At 38.7% G+C, this 24,177-nt stretch carries 25 protein-coding genes and 1 pseudogene; 18 read left to right on the top strand and 8 right to left on the bottom strand.

The genetic code is table 11. The features are described 5' to 3' along the window. Both F564_RS19420 and F564_RS0115000 read right to left on the bottom strand, forming a co-directional pair. Positions 1-194, bottom strand: a pseudogene (locus F564_RS19420) (IS982 family transposase); the annotation flags it as partial. A gap of 44 nt (positions 195-238) precedes the next feature. Beyond that, positions 239-871, bottom strand: coding sequence for a T9SS type A sorting domain-containing protein (locus F564_RS0115000; protein WP_028123350.1), 633 nt, complete (start codon positions 869-871; stop codon positions 239-241). A gap of 163 nt (positions 872-1,034) precedes the next feature. Between F564_RS0115000 and F564_RS0114995 the strand changes: the two genes are divergently transcribed. From F564_RS0114995 to F564_RS0114935, 13 genes are all read left to right on the top strand, one after another. Further along, positions 1,035-3,110, top strand: coding sequence for an alpha-ketoacid dehydrogenase subunit alpha/beta (locus tag F564_RS0114995; protein WP_034981770.1), 2,076 nt, complete (start codon positions 1,035-1,037; stop codon positions 3,108-3,110). 70 nt (positions 3,111-3,180) lie between these two features. Continuing rightward, on the top strand, positions 3,181-3,786 hold the full coding sequence (locus F564_RS0114990) for a TetR/AcrR family transcriptional regulator (protein ID WP_034981765.1): 606 nt from the start codon (positions 3,181-3,183) through the stop codon (positions 3,784-3,786). 153 nt (positions 3,787-3,939) lie between these two features. Then, positions 3,940-5,022, top strand: coding sequence for a 1,2-phenylacetyl-CoA epoxidase subunit PaaE (paaE, locus tag F564_RS0114985; protein WP_028123347.1), 1,083 nt, complete (start codon positions 3,940-3,942; stop codon positions 5,020-5,022). A gap of 270 nt (positions 5,023-5,292) precedes the next feature. Beyond that, positions 5,293-6,252, top strand: a complete 960-nt coding sequence (gene paaA, locus F564_RS0114980; protein ID WP_028123346.1) for a 1,2-phenylacetyl-CoA epoxidase subunit PaaA — start codon at positions 5,293-5,295, stop codon at positions 6,250-6,252. 200 nt (positions 6,253-6,452) lie between these two features. Beyond that, positions 6,453-6,740 (top strand): 1,2-phenylacetyl-CoA epoxidase subunit PaaB, encoded by a 288-nt coding sequence (gene paaB, locus F564_RS0114975; RefSeq protein WP_028123345.1) that lies wholly within the window; start codon positions 6,453-6,455, stop codon positions 6,738-6,740. 274 nt (positions 6,741-7,014) lie between these two features. Further along, a complete protein-coding gene (paaC, locus tag F564_RS0114970; RefSeq protein WP_028123344.1) occupies positions 7,015-7,779 on the top strand; it encodes a 1,2-phenylacetyl-CoA epoxidase subunit PaaC in 765 nt (254 codons plus the stop codon). A gap of 86 nt (positions 7,780-7,865) precedes the next feature. Beyond that, positions 7,866-8,408 carry a 1,2-phenylacetyl-CoA epoxidase subunit PaaD gene (paaD, locus tag F564_RS0114965; RefSeq protein ID WP_316928803.1) on the top strand — a complete coding sequence of 181 codons (543 nt, stop codon included), beginning with the start codon at positions 7,866-7,868 and terminating at the stop codon, positions 8,406-8,408. Between the two features lie 178 nt (positions 8,409-8,586). Next, positions 8,587-9,744, top strand: coding sequence for a 3-hydroxyacyl-CoA dehydrogenase NAD-binding domain-containing protein (locus F564_RS0114960; RefSeq protein WP_028123342.1), 1,158 nt, complete (start codon positions 8,587-8,589; stop codon positions 9,742-9,744). A gap of 107 nt (positions 9,745-9,851) precedes the next feature. Continuing rightward, on the top strand, positions 9,852-11,057 hold the full coding sequence (gene pcaF, locus F564_RS0114955) for a 3-oxoadipyl-CoA thiolase (RefSeq protein WP_028123341.1): 1,206 nt from the start codon (positions 9,852-9,854) through the stop codon (positions 11,055-11,057). A 100-nt stretch (positions 11,058-11,157) separates the two neighbouring features. Further along, positions 11,158-13,203 carry a phenylacetic acid degradation bifunctional protein PaaZ gene (gene paaZ / locus F564_RS0114950; RefSeq protein ID WP_034981762.1) on the top strand — a complete coding sequence of 682 codons (2,046 nt, stop codon included), beginning with the start codon at positions 11,158-11,160 and terminating at the stop codon, positions 13,201-13,203. Positions 13,204-13,282: 79 nt separating this feature from the next. Then, positions 13,283-13,471, top strand: coding sequence for a hypothetical protein (locus F564_RS0114945; RefSeq protein ID WP_228373913.1), 189 nt, complete (start codon positions 13,283-13,285; stop codon positions 13,469-13,471). Beyond that, positions 13,453-13,752 (top strand): type II toxin-antitoxin system RelE/ParE family toxin, encoded by a 300-nt coding sequence (locus tag F564_RS0114940; RefSeq protein ID WP_028123338.1) that lies wholly within the window; start codon positions 13,453-13,455, stop codon positions 13,750-13,752. Before F564_RS0114945 ends, F564_RS0114940 begins: the two co-directional genes overlap by 19 nt. A gap of 7 nt (positions 13,753-13,759) precedes the next feature. Continuing rightward, entirely contained in the window at positions 13,760-14,515 is a 756-nt protein-coding gene (locus F564_RS0114935) for an enoyl-CoA hydratase/isomerase family protein (RefSeq protein ID WP_028123337.1), read from the top strand. A gap of 173 nt (positions 14,516-14,688) precedes the next feature. Here the strand turns inward: F564_RS0114935 and F564_RS0114930 are convergent, their stop codons facing one another. From F564_RS0114930 to F564_RS0114905, 6 genes are all read right to left on the bottom strand, one after another. Further along, the gene (locus F564_RS0114930) at positions 14,689-15,603 is read right to left on the bottom strand and encodes a hypothetical protein (protein ID WP_154656891.1); all 915 of its coding nucleotides are present in this window, start codon (positions 15,601-15,603) and stop codon (positions 14,689-14,691) included. A 193-nt stretch (positions 15,604-15,796) separates the two neighbouring features. Continuing rightward, entirely contained in the window at positions 15,797-16,126 is a 330-nt protein-coding gene (locus tag F564_RS0114925; protein WP_028123335.1) for a hypothetical protein, read from the bottom strand. A 110-nt stretch (positions 16,127-16,236) separates the two neighbouring features. Beyond that, on the bottom strand, positions 16,237-16,920 hold the full coding sequence (locus F564_RS0114920; protein ID WP_228373912.1) for a response regulator transcription factor: 684 nt from the start codon (positions 16,918-16,920) through the stop codon (positions 16,237-16,239). Position 16,921: 1 nt separating this feature from the next. Continuing rightward, positions 16,922-17,632, bottom strand: a complete 711-nt coding sequence (locus F564_RS0114915) for a sensor histidine kinase (RefSeq protein ID WP_051259700.1) — start codon at positions 17,630-17,632, stop codon at positions 16,922-16,924. 35 nt (positions 17,633-17,667) lie between these two features. Then, positions 17,668-18,261 (bottom strand): hypothetical protein, encoded by a 594-nt coding sequence (locus F564_RS0114910; RefSeq protein ID WP_154656890.1) that lies wholly within the window; start codon positions 18,259-18,261, stop codon positions 17,668-17,670. A gap of 31 nt (positions 18,262-18,292) precedes the next feature. Continuing rightward, positions 18,293-19,039: a hypothetical protein gene (locus F564_RS0114905; protein WP_028123331.1), complete on the bottom strand. Its 747-nt coding sequence runs from the start codon at positions 19,037-19,039 to the stop codon at positions 18,293-18,295. Between the two features lie 288 nt (positions 19,040-19,327). On the opposite strand from F564_RS0114905, the gene F564_RS0114900 reads away from it, so the two are divergent. The 5 genes from F564_RS0114900 to F564_RS0114880 all read left to right on the top strand — a co-directional run bounded on the left by F564_RS0114900 (position 19,328) and on the right by F564_RS0114880 (position 24,029). Further along, positions 19,328-19,579 (top strand): type B 50S ribosomal protein L31, encoded by a 252-nt coding sequence (locus F564_RS0114900; protein WP_028123330.1) that lies wholly within the window; start codon positions 19,328-19,330, stop codon positions 19,577-19,579. A 166-nt stretch (positions 19,580-19,745) separates the two neighbouring features. Beyond that, positions 19,746-20,906: a GlmU family protein gene (locus F564_RS0114895; RefSeq protein ID WP_028123329.1), complete on the top strand. Its 1,161-nt coding sequence runs from the start codon at positions 19,746-19,748 to the stop codon at positions 20,904-20,906. Between the two features lie 226 nt (positions 20,907-21,132). Next, a complete protein-coding gene (locus tag F564_RS0114890) occupies positions 21,133-22,785 on the top strand; it encodes an Ig-like domain-containing domain (protein WP_028123328.1) in 1,653 nt (550 codons plus the stop codon). Then, on the top strand, positions 22,782-23,222 hold the full coding sequence (locus tag F564_RS0114885; protein WP_051259699.1) for a heme-binding domain-containing protein: 441 nt from the start codon (positions 22,782-22,784) through the stop codon (positions 23,220-23,222). Before F564_RS0114890 ends, F564_RS0114885 begins: the two co-directional genes overlap by 4 nt. A gap of 63 nt (positions 23,223-23,285) precedes the next feature. Then, complete coding sequence (locus F564_RS0114880; protein WP_028123326.1) at positions 23,286-24,029, top strand: DUF3575 domain-containing protein; 744 nt, start codon at positions 23,286-23,288, stop codon at positions 24,027-24,029. The last annotated feature ends 148 nt before the right edge of the window (positions 24,030-24,177 follow it).

Raw genomic sequence — 24,177 nt, 5'->3', positions numbered from 1 at the left:
AGTTTTGAATTAGAGAGGTATCTAAACAACTGATATTCTGAATCTATCGATAAATATTCCGCAGAAATATTTATTGCAATGAGCTCTAAATCAGATAATTTTGGTTTAATTGGTTTGAAATAAAAATTTTCTTTGATGGTTAATTTTCTTAATTCCTTTAAAATAAAATCGTAAATTGCATCTAGGTTATTCATAACGTATTAGATTGATAGTCAATACAATATACGAAATTTTCGTATTATGAGTAACCTTTTTTATAATGCACTACGGGTTCTTTTATAAATTTCTTATTGATTGTTTCCCCCGTTTTTGTTTTACCAGATATAATATAAGTTCCCTTTTCAAGTTTTGAAACATTGATTGATTTTTCAGCATTAGGAATTTGTTTGATAATTTTTCCGGAAAAATCTGATATTGTCATATGAGATATTTCTTCTGAAAAGTGAATAATTTCTTTGGAAGGATTTGGGGAAATTGCGAAGGGTTTAGATAAAAATTCTTTAGTACTCAAAGCAGGACCATTTATTGTATATGAAACTGCTTCTGATTCTATATTTCCTTCGTAAACTGCTTTTACATAAACAGTAAATGCTTGAGTGAGAAAATCACAACCAGAAGTTACTCCCCAATCAGGATTGCAACCTACGGAATTCGTAGTTTGAAATTTATATAATTGACTGTCGCGATAAATATGATATCCAATTAATTGATGATGTGGTGTTTCAGGTGATTGCCAAGAAAGAGAGTAGATATTCCTGTAATTTGTATAATCATAATAATGACTCCAGATTAAATTCTGGACTGGATTGATTTGACCAAATCCTAAATTAGAAGTAAATACTGTGAAAATAAAAATGAAATGTGTTTTCATAGGTTAAGCTTTTATAAAGGTAATGATTCTCAATGATTCAAATATTAAATTTAAACTAACTAACATTTGTTAGTTAAATAAAAATGCGTAAGTTTGTTTAAATCACATTCATTATTACAATATTCAAATTAATTAACTGAATGTCAAACGTTTAAATATGGAAATGACCAAAAGACATTTTTTAAACAAAGAAATTTCTCAGACTGATTTACTCAAATCAGCCTATCGTCTGATGTTTACGGCAAAAACGATGACCGATTTTTTTGAACATGAAAAAAAGATCACTTCAAAATACGTTCATGCCACTTCACGTGGTCACGAAGCCATTCAGCTTGCTGTAGGAATGCAGTTGTTGCCACAGGATTTCGTGAGTCCTTATTATAGAGACGATTCTATTTTACTTGGAATAGGAATCACGCCTTACGAATTGATGCTTCAGCTTTTAGCAAAACGTGACGACCCATTTTCCGGCGGAAGAACTTATTACGCACATCCAAGTCTGAGACGGGACGACTTTCCAAAAATCATCCACCAAAGTTCCGGAACAGGAATGCAAGCCATCCCAACCACCGGCATTGCGATGGGAATGAAATATAAGGAACAGACAGGAATTGCTGAAAACCTTGACGAAAAACCTATTGCAGTCTGCTCACTCGGCGATGCAAGTTGTACAGAGGGTGAAGTTTCTGAAGCGTTTCAAATGGCCGCTCTGAAACAGTTGCCTATCCTTTATGTGGTACAGGACAACGAATGGGATATTTCTGCCAGTGCAGAAGAAATCCGGGCCCAAGATATTACACAATATATGCGCGGTTTCAACGGCATAGAAACCAGAACCATCGATGGGACAGATTTTATCAAATCCTACGAAACGGTGAAAGAATGCATCAGGATCATCCGTGAAGAAAGAAGACCAATGCTGATTCACGCAAAAGTTCCTCTATTAAATCATCATACTTCTGGCGTACGAAAAGAATGGTACCGCGATGATTTGGAAGAATGTGCCAAGAATGACCCATTAATCAAATTAAGAAATCAACTGTCAGAAATCAGCATAGCAGATGCTGAAGTCGAAACCATAGAACAAGAAGTTGCAAAACTTGTAAGAACTGATTTTGAAAACGCCGTTCTGGCAGAAGATCCAAAACCGGAAGACGCGTGTAAACACGATTTCGCACCAACACCCATCACCGAAGAAAAAGGAGAACGTACTCCAATCGGAAAGATCCCAACAGTGATGGTAGATTGCGCACTTTTCGCCATCAGAGAATTGATGACAAAACATCCGGAAGCCTTGTTGTATGGGCAAGATGTTGGCTTGAGATTAGGCGGTGTTTTCCGAGAAGCGATTACGCTGGCCGCGCAGTTTGGAGAGAAAAGGGTTTTCAATACACCAATTCAGGAAGCATTTATCGTCGGCTCAACGGTTGGGATGAGCGCAGTTGGATTGAAACCAATTGTCGAAGTTCAATTTGCGGATTATATCTGGCCAGGCCTCAATCAACTATTCACAGAAGTTTCCAGAAGTTATTATTTGTCTAATGGAAAATGGCCGGTTTCAATGATTCTAAGAGTTCCAATTGGCGCTTACGGCAGTGGTGGACCTTATCACTCCAGCTCGGTGGAAAGTGTTTTGACGAATATCAAAGGCATCAAAATCGCGTATCCATCAACAGGCGCAGATTTGAAAGGTCTAATGAAAGCCGCTTTCTACGACCCAAATCCAGTTGTAATGCTCGAACACAAAGGATTGTATTGGTCAAAAATCGAAGGGACGGAAAATGCAAAAACCATAGAACCGGACGAAGATTACATCATTCCATTCGGGAAAGCAAGGGAAGTTTTGCTTTGCGAAAATCGTCAGAACCAAGCTACATTGACTATTATTACTTACGGAATGGGCGTTTATTGGGCTTCAAATGCAGCAAAAGAATTTGACAATCAAATCGAAATTATTGATTTGAGAACGCTCGCACCTTTAGATGAAAACCGAGTTTTCGAAAGTGTGAAAAAACACAACCGCTGCATCGTTTTGACGGAAGAACCTGTCAATAACAGTTTTGCTCAAAGTCTGGCGGCGAGAATCAGTGAGAATTGTTTCAGGCATTTGGACGCTCCAGTCAAAGTGGTTGGCGCAAAAGATTTACCGGCAATTCCTATCAATTCTATATTAGAGAAGGAAATGCTGCCAAACACAGAGAAATTAATGATAGAAATAGAACAATTATTAAAGTATTAGAATCTCATCAAAGTTCACCCTTTAGGGCTAGGGAAATAACTTTGATGAAATTGCACTTTGCGTTAAAAATATGGAAACAGAAACAATTCCAAACAAAATAAAAATCAATAAAAAAGCATTGATTTTGTCCGAAGCCGCAATGCTTTTCAAAGAAAAAGGTTTCGGCGGAACCAGTATGCGCGACCTTGCTGAAAAAGTGGGAATGGAAGCCGCAAGTATGTACAATCACATCAAATCCAAAGACGAAATTTTGGAATTGATTTGTTTTAAAATCGCCAACCAATATATTTCCCAGCTTCAGGAAATCGAAAACACCAACCAGACTTTTCAGGAGAAACTGAACGCCATCATCGGACTTCACGTTCAATTGATTATCGAAGATTCGGCATCAGTTTCTGTAGCGAATAACGATTGGAAATACTTAAGCGAAGAAAAAAAGAATCAATACAAAGAAACCAGAAAATCCTACGAAAAAAGCTTTGCCAATATCATAGAACAAGGAATGCAAAACGGCGAATTCAAAAAAATGAATGTTTCCGTCGCACTTTTCACAATGTTATCTTCATTAAGGTGGATAGAACTCTGGTACAAACCAAGCCGCGACATCACACCGCAAGAACTGGAAGATGATTTGAAAACATTATTAATGAAAGGAATGTTAAAAGAAGATAGATAATAGACTGATAGATAATAGATTTATAAAATTAATTTGTGGGAGCTTTTAAGTTTGTAGTATACACTGAGCTTGTCGTAGTGCCTTTGTGAGCCTTAAAATATTTTCAATAATGTAAAAAAAACTTTGTTCACTTTGTGTTCAAGAAAAATAAAAATGTCAGTAAATTTTCATCAATTAAAAGTCAAAAAAGTCAAGAAAGAAACGCAAGATTGTGTTTCCGTGAGTTTTGATGTGCCTGCAGAATTGGCAGAACAATTCAAATTCATGCAAGGCCAATACCTGACTTTCCGCCAAATCAATGGCAACGAGGAACTTCGTCGGTCGTATTCAATCTGCGCAAGTCCGCACGAAAACGAATTGAAAGTCGCTGTGAAAAAAGTGCCGGAAGGTCTCTTCTCTTCTTTTATGAATGAAAACCTGAAAGAAGGCGACGTCTTGGAAGTAATGCCTCCAATGGGAAAATTCTACACAGAATTGAATCCCGAGAACAAGAAAACTTACGTTGCTTTTGCAGCAGGAAGCGGAATCACACCTATAATTTCCATCATCAAGTCAGTTTTGAAAAACGAGCCTCAAAGCCAGTTCATTCTGATTTACGGAAACAAAAACAAAGCGACCATCATTTTCAAAGAAGAGATAGAAGCTTTGAAAAACCGATTTATGGAACGCCTCAGCATTTATCACATTCTCAGTCGCGAGGTGGCCGACGCCGATTTGTTGAGTGGAAGAATCAATTCCGAGAAAGCAAAATCATTCCTCAATCATATAATTCCGGCAGAGAAAATCGATGAGGTTTTCCTTTGCGGACCAGAGGAGATGATTCTCGGCGTGAGAGACACATTGGTCAGTTCCGGCGTGGATGCCAAGAAGATCCACTTCGAATTGTTCTTCAGCGCAGCCTCCGCCGAAAAGAAAAAAGAACACGAATCCGCAATCAATCAATCGGATGACGTTTTCAGCAAAGTCACCGTCAAGTTGGATGCAACCGCTCTGAAATTAGATTTAGCCTACCACGGCCCAACCATTTTGGACGCTGCCTTGCAAAACGGAGCCGACTTGCCATACGCCTGCAAAGGCGGTGTTTGCGCCACTTGCAAATGCAAACTTGAAAAAGGCGAAGTCGTGATGGACATCAATTATTCCCTGGAACCGGACGAGATTGCCGCTGGATTTATCTTGTCTTGCCAGGCACATCCGAGGTCGGAGGAAGTGGTTGTGAATTTTGATATTAAGTAAAATAATAATTATGGCAGCTTAATCCGCCTTCCGCTCCCAATCTTTTTTGCAGACGCTTTGTCTTCAATTAGAAAACGAAGTAAAAGCAAAAAAGGATTTCCGCTCAAGTCGGGCTGCAGATTCGGTATAAAACGAGAGTAAGTCATAACCAAGAAGTTTGTCATTCCGTAGGAAACTGAACGTAGATGTAGAGATTCCTACGGAATGACAAAAAAGACTTTAAACTTTGCGCTCTTTGCGTTTAAATAAATTCCATTAAACCAAAACATTATGGAAACAACAGAAATCAATTTAGAAGAACATTTTCAGAATAAAATAGACAGCGAAATCCGCATCGAACCAAAAGACTGGATGCCGGACGCGTACAGAAAAACCCTGATTCGTCAGATTTCTCAGCACGCCCATTCCGAGATTGTCGGGATGTTGCCGGAAGCCAACTGGATTACGCGCGCCCCAACTTTGAACCGGAAGAAAATCCTCCTGGCAAAAGTTCAGGATGAGGCTGGTCACGGCTTATATCTCTATTGTGCCGCCGAAACTTTGGGCATTACGAGGGATGAAACCATCAATGACCTGCATTCCGGAAAAGCAAAATATTCCAGCATTTTCAATTACCCAACATTAACTTGGGCAGATATGGGCGCAATCGGCTGGCTGGTTGACGGTGCAGCAATTCTGAATCAAGTACCACTTTGCCGCGCTTCTTACGGACCGTACGCCAGAGCAATGGTTCGGATTTGCAAGGAAGAAAGTTTCCACCAGAGACAAGGCTACGAGCTAATGATGAAACTTGCGCAAGGTTCGCCAGAGCAGAAAGCAATGGCTCAGGATGCCTTCAACCGTTGGTGGTGGCCGACTTTGATGATGTTCGGACCCAAAGATGCCGAGTCCGGAAACACAGAACTCTCAATGAAATGGCGAATCAAACGCTTCACCAATGACGAACTGAGACAGCGTTTCGTAGATGTTTCCATTCCTCAGGCAGAATATCTGGGCCTGACAATTCCCGACCCAGACCTGAAATTCAATGAAGAAACCGGACATTACGAATTCGGAGAAATCGATTGGGATGAGTTCTGGAAAGTGGTCAAAGGCAACGGCGCTTGCAACAAAGAACGTATCGAAACCCGCAAAAAAGCCTTCGATGATGGCGCTTGGGTAAGAGAAGCCGCCACCGCTTATCACGAGAAAAGAAAATCAAGAGAAGAACAAAACAGAAAAACAGTTTAATGTTTTTGTAACGCAAAGACGCAAGTATTTTGAAAAAGCAATGTTATAATGCGTAAAAATTTAATTCGATGTTTAAAATTTGCGACTTACAACATAATAAGAAAAGAAAAATCTTGCGCCTTTGCGATAAAATCAACAATCATAAACAGATAGATTAAAGTCTATTATCTCTAATCTATCCGTCTCTAATCTGAAATATTATGCAAAATACAGAATGGCCACTTTGGGAGGTTTTCATCAGAAGCAGACAAGGCCTCGACCACAAGCACGTCGGCAGTCTCCACGCTGCGGATGCTGATATGGCAATCCAAAACGCACGCGATGTTTACACCAGAAGGATGGAGGGCGTCAGCATTTGGGTTGTAGAATCCAAACATATCCACGCCACAAACCCCGACGATTCTGAAGCGTTTTACGAACCGTCGGAAGATAAAGTTTACCGCCACCCGACGTTTTACCACGTTCCGGAGGAGGTGAAGAATATGTAATGTAATCATTATGGCAGCTATTTCCGCCTTCCGTTCCCAATCTTTTTTGCCGACGATTTCAGTCTAACTAGAACGTGAGTATAAGCAAAAAAGGATTTCCACTCAAGTCGGGCTGCAGATTCAGCATAAAAAGAACTGTCCAGATAAAAATGTAGTTTGTCATTCCGTAGGAAACCTAACGAAGTGGTTCGACGAAGTCGATCTCAACAGTCTAGATTCCTACGGAATGGCAAAAGAAACTTAATAAAATTAAAAAACCTTTGTACTCAAACAAATGGAAAACAATAAAAATAACTGGCTCAATTATCTTCTGCATCTCGCAGACACTAGCCTTATTTTAGGTCAGCGTCTTTGCGAATGGTGTGGCAAAGGTCCAGTCTTGGAGCAGGATATTGCCTTATCAAACATCGCATTGGATTTGCTGGGAGAATCTTCCAACTATTATCAATACGCCACAGAGATTCAGAATGAAGGAAAAACCGAAGACGATTTGGCTTTCCTAAGAAACGAGCGTGATTTTAAAAATCTGTTGTTGGTAGAAAAAGAAAACGGTCATTTCGGAGACACCATTGCAAGGCAGTTTTTCTTCGATGCTTATCATCATTTATTATTGACAGAACTGAGACACCATTCAGATTTGAAACTCGCTTCCATCGCAGAAAAATCTTTGAAAGAAGTCACCTATCATTTAAAGTGGAGCAGCGAATGGATGATTAGATTGGGCGACGGCACAGAAGAAAGCCACAGCAAAATCCAGAAGTCAGTCAATGATCTGGTGGATTTCACAGACGAAATGTTCACCCCGACAAACTGGGAATTAGAATTAATTGAACAAAACATCATCCCCGACATCAGAACCTTCCGAACCAAATGGGAAACCAAAGTTCTGGAAATCCTGAATGAAGCGACTTTGACAATCGATTTCGAAAAATCAAGAAAACTGACAGGCGGTAAAGACGGCAAACACACCGAGAAAATGGGTTACATCTTAGCAGAAATGCAAATAATGCAACGCACCTATCCTAATATGGAATGGTAGGATTATAACAGAAATGACATTGACTCAACCTGGTCAAGCCACGTAGTGGCTTAATGTTAATAGCGTCGGGTGAAATCCGATGGGGAATGACCAAAATGAAAAGAGCCCTGAAGGGGCGAGACAATTATAGCCTTTGTAAAATAATGGTAATCACGGAAAACGATATCTGGCAAATCTTGAAGGAAGTTCCCGACCCGGAAGTTCCCGTTCTCAATCTTTTGGATTTGGGAATCATCCGTGATGTGCGATTCAATGGTGACGAAATCGAAGTGGTTTTGACACCAACTTACTCCGGTTGCCCTGCCACATCGATGATTAATATGTCGATTAAACTCAAACTGATTGAAAAAGGTTTCAACAATGTCAAAATAACCAACCAATTGAGTCCCGCGTGGACAACCGATTGGATGACCGAAGAAGGAAAACAAAAATTGAAAGCTTACGGCATTGCACCGCCTGTTTACTCAAAAAACAGTGACGAATTATTCTCAAAAACAGATGAGGTTGAATGTCCGCTTTGCAGTTCGAAACATACGCATTTGATAAGTCAGTTTGGTTCCACAGCGTGCAAAGCATTGTACCAATGTGATGACTGCAAAGAGCCTTTTGATTATTTTAAATGCCATTAAGTTGGTTGATGATTGTTAGTTAACGGTTGTTTGATTTAGACTAAACATATCAATATTTCTTCGCTGAGTGCCAACGCCTTTGCGAACTTAAAAAAGTTAGTAGAAAAAAAATGCGCACTTTGCGTTTAAAAAAAATTAAAAGACATTTTACTTTTTACATAATACATTTTACAATAGAATGAAAATAGGAATAGTCGGTAGTGGCGCAATGGGAAGCGGAATAGCACAGGTTTTGGCAACAGCCGGAAACGAGGTTTTGTTGTACGACAGCAATCCAATTGCAGTAGAAAAAGCCGGTCAAAACCTCGAAGCACAGTTTCAAAAATTGGCTGAGAAAGGGAAAATGACCTTTGAAGAAGCAAAAACTTATTTCGATAATATCCGATTGAGTGATAAATTATCGGAATTAAAAGATTCAGAATTAATCATCGAAGCGATTATTGAAGATTTGGAAATCAAGAAAGACTTGTTCCAAAAGCTGGAAAGTCTGGTTTCTGAAAAGTGTATTTTGGCGACCAATACTTCATCGTTATCCATTGCATCCATTGCATCGGCTTGTCAGAAACCGGAGCGAGTGATTGGAATTCATTTCTTTAATCCGGCACCGTTGATGGCTTTGGTTGAGGTGATTCCTGCGGTTCAGACGGATAAAGATTTGATTTCAAAAGTAAAAAGTCTTGTAGAAAGCTGGAAAAAACTTCCGGTGATTGCCAAAGATACACCTGGTTTTATTGTGAATCGCGTCGCAAGACCATTTTATGGAGAAGCAATTAGAATTTTGGAAGAAGGAATTGCGGACTGTGCAACGATAGATTTTGCAATGACAAGTTTGGGCGGATTCAAAATGGGACCATTTCAATTAATGGATTTCATTGGTCACGACGTGAATTACCGAGTGACGGAAAGTGTCTTCAAAGAATTTTTCTACGACCCGAAATTCAAACCATCATTCACGCAAAAAAGATTATTTGAAGCGGGTTATTTCGGAAGAAAGTCTGGAAAAGGATTCTATGATTATGTAAGAAATGCCGAACAACCAAAACCAAACGAAAATCCGGAATTACTAGAATTAATATTCAAAAGAATCTTGGTAATGCTGATGAACGAAGCCTCAGACGCTTATTTCTTAAACATCGCTTCCGCAGAAGGCATCGATTTGGCAATGACAAAAGGCGTCAATTATCCAAAAGGTTTATTGAAATGGGCAGATGAATTTGGTTTGGAAAAACTTCAGAACGAACTCGATGAACTATATAATTTCTATCACGAAGACCGCTACAGATGCAGTCCGATTATCAGAAACTTAGTAAAACAAAATAGAAAATTCTATAATTAAATATAAGAGGCATCGACTCCGCTCAGCGTGACAACGCTTTAAAACAATATCAGTCTGAGCGGAGTCGAAGACAATAATTTATCGATTATCATAAATCAATCATAAAAATGAACAACGCATATATAATAGATGGCATCCGAACGCCGATTGGAAAACTGAAAGGAAGCTTATCTTCCGTTCGTCCCGATGATATGGCGGCTTTTGTCATCCAAAAATTATTGGAAAGAAACCCAAGTATCGACCAACGTCAAATCTGCGACGTCGTTTTAGGTTGCGCCAATCAAGCTGGAGAGGATAACCGAAATATTGCAAGAATGTCGGCTCTGCTTTCCGGTTTGGATTATCACGTTCCCGGCGAAACGGTCAACAGGCTATGCGCTTCCGGTTTGTCAGCGGCGATTAATGCCGCAAGAGCGATTCAGGTCGGCGATGCCGATTTGATGATTTCTGGTGGTGTGGAAAATATGACGCGCGGACCATTGGTGATTTCAAAATCCGAAAATCCTTTCGGTGGCGATGCGAAAATCTATGACACCACTTTTGGCTGGCGTTTCATCAATCCGAAAATGAAAGAAATGTATGGCGTAGATGCCATGGGAGAGACAGCAGAAAATCTGGCTGAGCGTGACCAAATTTCCCGTGAAGACCAAGATTTGTTTGCTTTTAATTCTCAGCAAAAAGCGAAAGTTGCTCAGGAAAACGGAAGATTGTCACAGGAAATTGTTCCGGTAAATATTCTTCAAAGAAAAGGCGAAGATTTGATTTTCGATAAAGATGAATTTCCTAAGAATGACACCACTTTAGAAGGCTTATCAAAATTAAGAACGGCTTTCAAAAAAGAGGGCACAGTCACAGCAGGAAATGCTTCGGGATTGAATGATGGTGCAGCGGTTAATTTATTAGCTTCGGAAAGTGCGATGAAAGAATTTGGATTAACACCAAAAGCAAGAATAGTTTCAAGCGCCGTTGTTGGTGTTGAACCAAGATTGATGGGAATCGGTCCTGTAAAAGCAGCAGAACTGGCATTGCAAAAAGCTGGATTGACATTTAATGATTTGGATGTGATTGAACTCAATGAAGCATTCGCAGCGCAAAGTTTAGCCTGCATCAGAGCCTGGGGATTGGATGACAACGATTCCAGAATCAATCCGAACGGTGGCGCAATTGCACTGGGACATCCACTGGGAATGAGCGGCGCAAGAATCCTGAATTCCGCAATGTACGAACTTCAAAACCAAAATAAAAAATATGCTTTGGCCACAATGTGTGTTGGTTTGGGACAAGGTTTTGCAGTAATTATTGAGAAAGTTTAAATCAGACGAATAGATGATAGATGATAGACGAATAGAAAATAGACATTTTAAAATCTATCATCTATCGGTCTATTATCTATTTGTCTAAAAAATTAATATTATGCAACTAGAAAATTACGCGCTCGGCAGATGGACAAAAGGTGAAGGAGAAGGGCAGGCTTTGTACAATTCCATCAACGGTGATTTGGTGGCAACGGCGACTTCCAAAGGTTTGGATTTTGCAGAAATGATGGATTACGCCAGAAAAATTGGCGGTCCGGCTCTTCGAAAACTGACTTTTCAGGAAAGAGGATTGATGTTGAAGAAACTTGCTTTTCATCTTTTGGAAAAGAAAGAAACTTTCTACAAAGTGAGTTGGGCAACTGGCGCAACCAAAACTGACAGCTGGGTGGACATCGAAGGTGGCATCGGAAATCTTTTTGCGAATGCATCTTTGAGAAGACAATTTCCCGATTTACCTTATTATATAGATGGCGAATCTGTGAAGCTTTCCAAGGAAGGTACTTTCATTGGTCATCACATTTGCACGCCGAAACGTGGGGTAGCGATTCATATTAATGCTTTTAATTTTCCGGTTTGGGGAATGTTGGAAAAAATTGCAGTTAATCTTTTGGCTGGCGTTCCGGCCATCGTAAAGCCTGCAACAGCAACAAGTTTCTTGACCGAAGTTGTCGTTAAAGAAATCATCGCTTCCCAAATTTTGCCTGAAGGAAGTCTGCAATTGATTTGCGGATCGGCCAACGGAATCCTCGAAAGTGTAACGAGTGAAGATGTTGTAACGTTCACAGGTTCCGCTTCTACAGGGAAAATGCTGAAATCTCATCCAAGAATTCTTGAAGAATCTGTGCCTTTCAATTTGGAAGCGGACTCTCTGAATGCCATGGTTTTGGGCGAAGATGCAAAACCAGGAACAGCAGAATTTGATTTGTTTGTCAAAGAAGCAGTTCGTGAAATGACGACCAAAGCCGGACAAAAATGTACGGCGGTGAGAAGGATTTTGGTTCCTGTAAATTTGGTAGAACATGTTCAGATGGCACTTGGACAAAGACTCTCAACCGTTATCATCGGCGATCCGAATGTAGAAGGTGTGAGAATGGGCGCTTTGGCAAACAGAGACCAGGTGAAGGAAGTTTCCGAGAAAGTTCAGGAATTATCCAAAACTCAGGAGATTGTTTTCGGGAATTTGGATACCTTCGATGTGAAAGGAGCGGACAAAAATAAAGGTGCCTTTATTTCTCCGATCTTATTCCTTAATTCAGACCCGTTTAAATATACAGATTGTCATAATATCGAAGCTTTCGGACCTGTCAGCACTATTATTCCTTATCACAATATCGATGAAGCCATTGAATTGGCGAGAATGGGAAAAGGTTCGCTTTGTTGTTCCGTTGTGACGGCTGATGATGATTTTGCAAGAGAATTTGTCATCGGAGCTGCATCGATGCACGGCCGGATTTTGATCCTTAATTCCGATTGTGCTAAAGAAAGCACCGGTCACGGTTCGCCTTTGCCAATGCTGGTGCACGGCGGTCCGGGAAGAGCTGGCGGTGGCGAGGAAATGGGTGGCAAACGTGGCGTTCTTCATTATATGCAGCGCACGGCGATCCAGGGTTCACCAAGCACTTTGACGCACATCACACAGCAGTACCAATACGGTGGAAAACAGTTTGAGGATAACACTCATCCATTCAGAAAACATTTTGAAGAATTGAAAATCAGCGAAACGTATATCACGGCAAAACATACCGTTACCGAAGCAGATATTACCAATTTTGCCAATGTTTCCGGCGATAATTTCTATGCACATACAGATGTTACGTCACTGGAAGGTACTATTTTTGAAGGAAAAGTAGCACACGGCTATTTTATCCTGAGCAAGGCAGCAGGATTATTTGTTGACGCAAGAAAAGGTCCGGTTTTACTCAATTATGGTTTGGACGAATGCCGTTTTGTGAAACCGGTTTATCCGGGAATGACAATTGGTGTCAGGTTTACCTGCAAAGAAAAAATTAGTCAGGAAAAACGCGACGAAGACGATATTGCCAAAGGGATCGTCCGCTGGCTCGTGGATGTCTACGATGAAACGGGTGAAACTGTTGCGATTGCCACGATTCTGACGATGGTGAAAAAACTGAATCAAGAATAAATTTTTGTAATTTTGAATAAACTACAATGATATGAGTACTGCTGAAATGAAATTAGATTTAATCAATAAAATTTCCGAAATGAAAGAAATCGGAATCATTAAAGAAATCAAAAAACTGATTGATTTTGAACTGAATGAAGATGTTTTCGAATTAAATCAATTACAAATAGATAGAATTGCTGAAGCTAAAGAAGAATATTCTAGTGGAAAAATTTTATCCGAGAAACAAGCCAATGCTGATATTGAAAAATGGCTAGAAGAAAAATAGTCTGGACTCAAAAAGCAAATCTTGAGCGTAGAGAGATTTTGGAATATTGGATTAATAAAAACAAGTCCAAGACTTACAGCATCAAACTCAATAAATTAGTCATCGAATCTTTGAAAATACTTTCTGAACATCCTAACATTGGCAGAGAAACTAGTGATAAAAATACAAGAGTAAGAATTGTACGTGATTATTTGATTTTCTATGAAGTCACTAAAACGGAAATTATCATTCAATCTGTTTGGGATGGCAGAAGAGAAGAAAATACATCAGATTCAAAATAAAAAAATAATGGAAGCATACGTAACATCAACCATAGAAAACGGCATAGGAACCATCGAGTTTTTTCATCCTCAAAGCAACTCGATGCCGAGTTCTCAACTTAAAAACCTTGTCGAAGAAATCAATAATCTTGGAAAAAATGACGACGCAAAAGTCATCATCCTGAAAAGCGGTGGCGAAAAAGCCTTTTGTGCGGGCGCCTCTTTCGACGAACTGATTTCTATTCAGGATTTCGAAACTGGAAAAACATTCTTTTCTGGTTTTGCTAATGTTATCAATGCGATGAGAAAATCTCCGAAATTGATTATCGCAAGAATCCACGGGAAAGCTGTTGGCGGCGGTGTTGGAATTGCTTGTGCGGCAGATTATACTTTTGCGACGGAAAATGCTTCTGTCAAACTCAGTGAATTAGCGGTTGGGATTGGTCCTTTCGTTATCAGTCCTGTTGTCGAAAAGAAAATCGGAATTTCGGCTTTTGCGCAATTGGCGATCAATGCGACAGAATTTTACTCCGCAGAATGGGCACGGGAAAAAAATATGTTCCAAGATATGTATGAAACAACAGAGGAGATGGATGCCGAAATCCAGATTCTGGCAGAGAAGTTAGCAGCTTCAAACCCAGAAGCGATGTTTGAGTTGAAGCAAATTCTTTGGAAAGGCACAGACCATTGGGACCATCTTTTGACAGAGCGTGCGGCAGTCAGTGGACAATTGGTTCTCTCAGATTTCACAGTGAATGCCATTAACAGTTTTAAAAATAAATAAAAAACCGCCTTCCAAATCCGGAAGGCGGTTCCCATTTTCATTGGGGAATTAACAACTCTGACCAAGTTCCCAATAAGTTTTCATCGTTATGGTTTTTAGAATCTAATGTGTATAAACTTTTTGTAACACCGGGTTTTATCTTGTCGTCAATGCGTTGTGATTTAAGTGTTATTCTATTGATTAAGCCTCGCAATGTCGATTATTTTGATACCAATATTATTTTGTAATCCCGAAGATGCAGCAGTATCTACACGGAAGACAATTCTATAACCTATTCCGATAGACGAAGCATCAGCAATGGTCGGAAATAAGATCTGGAAAGGTGCGACATGGCCAGTGTCCATTCCGCCAGGGACAACGATAGCGTTTTCATAGATGAGTGCACCAGTTCCAATGGATTCTATTTTTACATTAAAATATCTGGTAGCACTGGGAGGATTGTTTCCCATCACATACTCCATATTGAGACGGAAGATATTCCCGTTCATATTTATTGGAGCCTCTAGAAGGGCGTAACCATTGGAACCCTTTGTGGAAGATATCACATCTGTTGGAGAGCCTGTTGTACCGCCGGGATAGACGCCGGTGACGTAGGTTGGGGAAACTGATGTATTAGGACTGTTTTGCATCAGAAGCCCGTAGGATTGCGTCCCATTAAGGGTTAAAAATCCTGATTGATTGACTGCTATTTTTACAGCGCCTGGTTTGCTGTTGGCATAGTTGCTGCCGGCAGAGCTGGCTTTAGAGTCGTTTAGTTTTTTCCATACCAATCCATCGAAATAGAAATAGCCGGTTTCTGTTACATTGATGGTTTTTCCCGAGGGCGTTCCTGTGACTGCTTCTGTGACGTAAAGGATTGTTCCTGTGTGCCCTGTAACCGTAGGAGTGGTTTGTTTGTATAGCTCGTCTTTTGCTTTTAGCTGATCTCCGGAAAGTCTGGGAGCGATAATTCCGTCTGTCTTGCTATTGTTTAATGGGGATCCCACAATGTCTAATGTTGCTTTAGGCTCCGATGTATTGATGCCTACCTGCCCAAAAGAGAATGTGCTGCCCAAAAATGCTAGTAGTATAAAATGTTTTTTTGTCATTTTTCTGGGTCCGTAGTGATTAATCTTCTACCGTATGACAAAGGTCAGAAGACCAATTGGTATCCGGTAGAGTAGAAGTGACCAATTTGATGACTGCGTATTTCTACGGATAGCAGATTTGATTTTGATACAAAAAAGCCCCACCAAAAGATTTGATGAGACTTAGAAAAATATGAAAATGGTTATTGTATGGCTAAATGACGGGTTGTAAAAATTGGATGCTTTCTTTTTCCTTCACCTTCTTCATCTTTACGACGCGAAAGCTGCTGTCATTATTTTGTACGACTTCGAAAGAATGATGGATCGTACCTAGAGAAATAAATGGTTTGGCTAGAAAAACACCATTATCTGTGATGACAAATGCCAGGATCTCGACTATTGGTCGAATATGTTTTTCTGATTTCCAAACGGAATTGGGTTCTAAGGTAAAATCAATATCACTGCTGAAAAAGGTCATATATGAGATCTCGCCAGAGATAGGGTAATTGGTCGAGTTTACGACTTCTACTGCTGAATAAGACATATGCTAAAGATGAATTAATGTGTTACATTTTCTTGTGTCAAAGGAAGAACAAATGAATCAACTGGGATATCGTAGAAATACTGAATTTTAAGTTTTATGTCATTGTAGCATTAAAATCGCATCGGGATAGGATGGATGTTGTTGATAATGGCATAGATCACAATGCCAACCGTGTTTTTTGCTCCTATTTTATCAAGGATTCTTTGTCTGTGGCTTTCGACAGTTCTGGGGCTTAGGAAGAGAATGTCGGCAATCTCCTGATTGGTTTTCTCCTGGCAGATGAGTTTTACAACATCTATTTCCCGGCTAGATATGGTTTCTTGGTTGTCAAAGAGAGATTTTTTCCGGGACGGTGTATTCATATAAGACGTCAGCATCTCGTGATCTTCTTTGGTGAAGTACATGCCATTTTTGTCCACTGCTTCTATGGCGTCTATGAAGCTTTTCTTGTTGGAGTTTTTGGGAAGAAATGCGGAAACACCCAGTTTCACCATATATCCCAGAACACTGCTTTTGTAATGGGAAGAGAGAATGATGATCTTCAGTTCCGGATGTTTTTTCTTGAGGATCTCTACCAATTCGAAACCATCCATAGGCTGCATCTGGATATCAATCATCGCAATGTCAGGAAAATCAATCGGTTCCAGCGTCTCCAGATGATCTATAAAATCAGCTGCACTGGTGGTTTTATAAGTTACGAAAATATTCTTTTCCATAGAAAGCAACATTCTGATACCTTCCAGAATAAGCTGTTCATCATCTACCAGTGCCAGTTTTATTTTTTTGCTCATCATATTAGAAAGGAATATTAATAATAATTCGGCTTCCTTTACCGATTCTGTTTTTCCATTTGCAGAGGCCTTTTACAGAATTGATCCTCGCTTCTATATTTTTCAGTCCCATTCCTTTACTGGCCGTTTTGTAATCGAAACTGTGCCCGTTGTCGGAAAGTATCAGCGTTAAAAATCCGTTGTGATTTCTGATATAAACCGAAACTTCATCTGCCTCAGAATGTTTAATCACATTGCTGGTGAATTCCTGGATGATCCTGTAAATCTGTACTTCTGTGAAAATATCTTTCCTCTGATATCTGCTGTCTATATATAAAGATAGATCTAGCCTGTAAGAAAGATTGGTAACAAGTTCCTGCAGGTACAAAACCAAACCAAGTTTTTCCAGATTCACCGGATAGAGCGAGTGTGAGATATTCCTTGTAGAATCTACCAGTTCTGTGATCTGGGAAGTAATGACTTTTTTTGAAGCTGCCTGATTGTCCGGCTCCAGATTATTCAGCCAAAGCGAAAGGATATTAAGTCTGTTTCCAATATCATCGTGAACCGTAATGGCAATTCTCTTGCGTTCATCTTCCTGTCCTTTGATATTTTCCAGAGTCAGTTGTTTTTGATGATTAATTTCTGCCTTGTGCTGTGCGTCTTTTTCCTTGATGATTCTATTAATAAAAGTTTTGTAAGCTAATAGTACAAAGGAGATAATGACTATCAGCACGATAATCAGTATAATAAGAAAGGCGATATTGAGTTTTATTTCTTTAATTTTAAAAAGGTATATATGAATAAACTATAGAGAGAACTAACCATCAAATTATTAATAATCCAAAAAGCAGAATAATATTCTACTGGAAATGCCAAAAGTTCATGCTGAAACATAAATATGAAAATACTGACTGTAAAATAAAGAAACATCATTTTATCTATGATTTGAAAAGAACTTTTATTTTCTATTTTTGTAATGTCTCTAATCAAAGAATAGCCAATAATACAAGTTATTATTATATTGGAAGTAGCTTTCGAGTAATCAATGTTATAGTGATATTGAGCAAGGATTCTATCTCCAACTAAAAAAAATAAACTTAATGATGCTGACGCAGTATAATAATATTTACTTAAACTTAATTTTTTAAAAAATATACTTGATACCATGAAGAATTCCCCAGCAATATAAACCGGATATAAGAAATCATTGCTTTTGATTTTTAATAATAATGCGTTAGATGTTAGTTCTATACAAAAAAGAAAAATAATATAATATATATAGGATTTTTCTTTTTCTGTAATCAGTTTATATTTTAAAAATCCAAAAACAGTAGCGCATGTTAATAAAATACTAGCTAACACTAATGAAATATAATACAACTGTATCATTAAATTAGTAACTTAATGTTGACACATTAAATGGTGGAGCTGGTCTTGACCAATCATAAGTATTGGATGGGATTTTCGTCGTTACATTTACCAGGCTGGCACTATCAAAACAAGAAATGAAAATCAATGTAGGAAGCAATCTTTGGTAAACAGGCGATGGTTTCAGTCCAAATGCACAAACAATGCTTGACGCGTCTTCCTGATTTTGTAATAAGTCAGCTTTTGGGACAAAGAAACTTTGGAAGATTCTCGCTCCGTTGAACTCGCTGCATTCCAGATATAACCAATCCATTCCGCTCTCTCTCCAGGATTCTATCTCTGTCACAGCTACTTGCTGTCCCGTCACCGGCTGATCTAGGATTGGAAAATTGACATCTGTATCATTTTCACTTTTTTTAAGATCTTTGGAGAGGGTGTAATTACTCGTCAATGTATAGGTCTTGGTCTGGGTCAGTTGCAAATCATTTTCCAGATCTGCCAAAGTGGTGTATTCATAGTTGCGTAATACTTTTACGTCGCCCGTAGCGGTCCTTGGGGCTAGTATCATAATCAGTTCATTATTCCATACGCCAATGTCCACACGGAAATACGCGCCGGCTTCATTCTCATTATCCAGCCACTGTATTTGCTCAGGAAATAATTTGAAAACCTTCTGCGGAGAGATTAGGACTTGTAATGCAGTGTAATCAGACTTTGCCAAATTCCAGTTGGCAATTGCATCATTATAGTTTTGAATAGTTAAAAGTGCCATAGATTCTCAATAATTTTTTAGTTTCGATAAAAATAGCGAAAGAAAATCATAAAACGATATTTATAAACGATTATTGATATTAAAATGACGAAAAATAAAAAAATCCTTAATCATCGTTATTTTTTAGTGTGGTTTTAGTTTGAGGACAGTTGTATTATTTGAGAATTTTCGTCATAAAAATTTGCAGAGTAAAAAAGTTTTCCTATTTTTGCATCCTCAAAACCAGAGTTGCTGGATCCATTAGTCCGATGCTCATATATTTAAACAATAATTTTAAAACTTCTGAAAATGAAAAAAGATATCCACCCAAGTAACTATAGATTGGTAGTTTTCAAAGATATGAGTAACGAGGAGACTTTCCTTTGCAAATCTACTGCTGATACAAAAGATACTATCGAATTTGAAGGAACAGAATACCCATTGATCAAAATGGAGATCTCTTCTACTTCTCACCCTTTCTACACCGGTAAAACTAAATTGGTTGATACTGCAGGTAGAGTAGATAAGTTTATGAACAAATACAAAAAATTCGCTAAATAATTTTATAATTATAACAGCCCATTTTTACAAATATCAAAACCTTTCGGATTTCCGAGAGGTTTTTTTATTATTTTTGCTGAAGATAGAAATTAGGCTTTAGAAGATAGAAATTAGATTTCTTATGCTTTGGTCTATTATCTAAAGTCTAACATCTAACCTCTAAAAAATGCAATTAGTATTTTCAGACGCACAATATTGGGAAGATTTCCTCCCACTCACTTTTACAAGACCAGTTGCAGAAATGCGAATGGGAATCCTGACTTTTACAGAAAGATGGCAAAAACTTCTCGGGATAGATGAGGTTTTCTACATCACAGAAAATTACCTACAGGAAAAATTCCGCAAACCGGAACCACAACAAAGCCTCTTCATCGTCCCGAATTTCTTCCCATCAGATGAGGTTTTGAAACAAATTAGAGATCTTCAGCCTGGCGAAGCTTTGGTTTATGATAATGAAGTGCTTGTCGCTAATATCAACATGGATCAATTTTCTCTGAATCAGATCAGTAAAATGACAGACATTACGGAGAAACTTCTGTTCATAGAAAAACCAACCGATATCTTTTCTCACAACGATTTTGCAATCAACTTTGATTTTGCATTGGTGACAAAAGGAAAAACGTCTCAGGAATTGTCTTCATCCAACGGATTCATTGGTGAAAAAGAAAACCTTTTTATAGAAGAAGGCGCCAGTGTAGAATTTTCAACGCTCAATTGCAAAACCGGAAAGATCTACATCGGAAAAAATGCCGAGATTATGGAAGGTTCCAATATCCGCGGCTCGTTGGCACTTTGCGAAGATTCAAAAATCAATCTTGGAACCAAACTTTACGGCGGGACTACGATTGGTCCGCATTGCAAAGTGGGTGGTGAAGTCAATAATATGGTGATTTTTGGCTATTCTAATAAAGGTCACGACGGATTCCTTGGGAACTCTGTTATAGGAGAGTGGTGCAATCTGGGTGCAGATACCAATTCATCAAACCTGAAAAACAATTATGCTTCTGTAAAACTTTGGAATTACCGGAAAAAGAGATTCCTCGACACTGGTTTGCAATTTTGTGGACTCATCATGGGTGATCATTCCAAAACTGCGATTAATACGCAGCTCAATACCGGAACTACCGTTGGCGTTGCCTCCAATATTTTCAAATCTGGTTTCCCACCAAACCTTGTGGATAGTTTTTCCTGGGGCGGGATGAAAGGCGATGAGAAATTCCGACTGGATAAATCTTATGAAGTAGCAGAAAAAGCGATGGGAAGACGAAAAATTCCATTGACGGATTTTGATAAAGATATTTTGAAGTACATCTACAATGAGTTTTAATTTTTAAAACTCATTTTTTTTATTTAAGCAAACCACTGAAATCAAAAGTTACGCTCATTAAAACTGGCTTTGATGATTACAAAAAGTACAGGCATTTGAAAAAACATTGGTGAACTTTGTCTATAAAAATATTTTAAAGGAAAACATTTCCATACTTTGCTTATTTTTGCTAATTGAGATTTTGGTTCAATAGCCGAAATCTAAATTCTAACCTCTATTTTTAATAATGAAGCAGTTTCTTCTTTGGCTTTTTGTATCGTTTGTTTTGGTAAGTTGTGCCAGAGTGGGTTCCCCGGTTGGCGGCGCAAAAGATTCGATTGCGCCAAAAATGATAGGATCTAATATCGATACCACCAGAGTCAATGTTCCCCGAGATATCAAACAACTGAGAATTGATTTTGATGAGTACATTTCATTAAAGGATATCAGTAAAAACCTGATTATATCTCCACCTATCAAATATACCAAGATCATTCCCTCTGCCACGGGTAACAAGTACCTGCAGATCCAGTGGAAAGATACCCTTCAGGCCAATACCACATACAACTTCAACTTCGGAAACTCTGTGGTTGATCTCAATGAAAGCAATGTGCTGCCTTATTTTAATTTCGCATTTTCTACCGGTGAGAAATTGGATGACCTGTACATCAGTGGTACTATTACCGATGCTTTAGGTAATGAAAAAAATACAGAAGGTAAAGAGAGAAATCTCGTCGTCGGACTTTATCAGGTAAAAGACACGATGAATTACCGCCAAAAACCATATTATATTTCCAAAGCAGATCCGGACGGTTATTTTGAATTAAATTATTTGACACCAGGGAAATACAGAATTGTGGGGTTTGACGATGAGAATTCCAATTCCATCTATGACTCGGGGAAGGAGAACGTGGCGTTTCAAAAAAATGAGATCAATCTTGAAACAAGCATTTCTACTTTAAACTTAAAATCTTACCCTTCCAAAAAAGCAGTGAAATACAAAGAAATGTTGATTTCTAACGGAGGCGTCACCATGATGTTCGAGGGTAAACCGGAGAAGGTGCTTGTAAAAGCAGTTGGAGAAAAGCCGGCAGACTACAAGGTAACACATAGGGCGAAGTCAGACTCTGTGAAAATATGGTTTGATGCCACCAAAGAAAATATCGGAGTTACAGTAAGTGAAAGTCTGAAATTCTCTTATGACACAGGTTCCAAGCAGGACACGATGTCTGTTTTTTATAAAAAACCAGCGAAAGAAGATATGACAATCGCCAATCCATTCTCAAATAAGCTAGCGCCGGAAACAGATTTCAGATTCTCTTCTAATTATACGATCAATAAAATACAGCCAGAGAACTGGAAGTTGGAAGCCGACAGCATCGCTCAGGACTTCACCGCAGAGATCTCTGACTTGGATTCTACACAGGTTGTTGTCAAATCAAATTTCACCGCGGGAAAAAAATATAAATTAACCGTTCCGAAAAATACTCTGAGTTCTTTTTACAACAGATCTAGCGAAAGCGTTCGTTTTGATTTCGAAGTGTCAAAACCTGAGGAATTCGGAAGCTTTGCTGCGCATATGGTGAACTTACCTTCTGAGAAATTCTGGATCCAGCTACTCAATGATAAAAATGAACCGGCGTATCAGCAATACACCAATCAGGCAGATGTCAAATTCATCAATATAAAACCAGGAAGTTATAAATTAAGGATCTTGGTAGATAACAATCATAATGGCATTTGGGACAGTGCGGATTTTGCTGATGGCGTTCCAGCAGAAGATGCTTATCTGTTCAAAAAAGTCGGTGAAAAAGAAGCGATGAGCAAGATCAATGCCCGCCCAATGTGGGAAATTAATGAAAATTGGGATCTCAACAAAGAAGAACAACCTGCCAATTGAAAAAGATAATTTTTTGGATCGCTATTGCCTTTCTCGGAATTCAGCTGATTCCTGTAGATAGGGAAAACAAACCTATTAATAGGAAAGATAATTTTGTAGATATCAATAAGACACCAGATGATGTCAAAGTGATTCTGAAAAATGCCTGCTACGATTGCCACTCCAATGAAACGAAATATCCGAGCTATTCCTACGTCGCACCAATTTCCTGGACGGTAAAAGATCACATCAATGAAGGAAGGGAACATCTCAATTTTTCAGAATGGGGTTCTTATAATAAAGAACTCAAGCAAAACGCTGTTGAAAAAACAATTTCTACTGTGAAAAACCTGAAAATGCCTATGCCTGCCTATATAGGGTATCACCCCAAAGCTAATTTGACAACGCAACAGAGGAAGATGCTCGAAAAATATTTTAGCAATCAACAGATTAAGTAACTTTATAATTTAATTATTATTCATAACTCAATTATTTTATATATTTGATAAAAACTAAAAGTTATGAATAGGTTATTAATTGCAATGTCACTTCTTTGTTCGTTTGTTGCTAATGCTCAGCAAAATGGTAGTCAGGAACAAATGAATCTTGTGAAGATGAATCTGACATCCGTGATATTTAGAAATTATCAATTCGCATACGAGCGCTTATTTACAAAGAGATTTTCTGTGCAAGTGTCTTACGGTTTTATTCCCGCAGGCCAGATCCCGTTTGTAGATGAGATCATCGATGACGAAAATGTAGATAACATCAAGTTAGGTGGAAACAATATCACCATAGAACCTAGATTTTATCTCGGCAAAGGGTATGGGCATGGTTTCTATGTGGCACCGTACTACAGATATTCACATTTTAATGTAGACAATCTTACTTACCGCTACACCTCGCAAGATCCGGGTTCTGCTATTAATGGAACCAAAGTGCCAATTTCATTTTCAGGAAAGACCAATTCTAATAATGTAGGATTAATGATTGGAGCACAATGGCTGTTAGGTAGAAAAGACAATTGGGTTTTGGATGTATGGTTCATAGGAGGTCATTATGGCGGTGCCAAAGGAACTATTACTGGAAAATCAGCCAGACCGCTCACGACTTATGAGCAGAATCAGCTCAAAGAAGATATTCAGGATTTAGATATCTCTTTATTCAAATACCAAGTGACGGCAAGTTCATCAGGCGCATTTATTGATTTGGATTCTGATTGGTTAGGTGTGCGATCTGGGATTTCGTTTGGCTACAGGTTTTAGGCTGTTATAAATTAGAAATATTTTAGAGAATCATTTTTTATTCTTGTGCAAAAGTGAAGCATCTTTTACTGATAGGCTTTGAGTATTCTACTATCTGCCGATTTTTAACAAATATTTGGTCTTTATTTCCTGTTTAAAAATCTCTAAA

The sequence above is a fragment of the Epilithonimonas tenax DSM 16811 genome (genome assembly GCF_000428485.1).
In the GTDB taxonomy this organism is placed as follows: domain Bacteria; phylum Bacteroidota; class Bacteroidia; order Flavobacteriales; family Weeksellaceae; genus Epilithonimonas; species Epilithonimonas tenax.
Note: the sequence above shows the minus strand (reverse complement) of the source record. Positions and strands in the feature narration are given on the sequence as shown.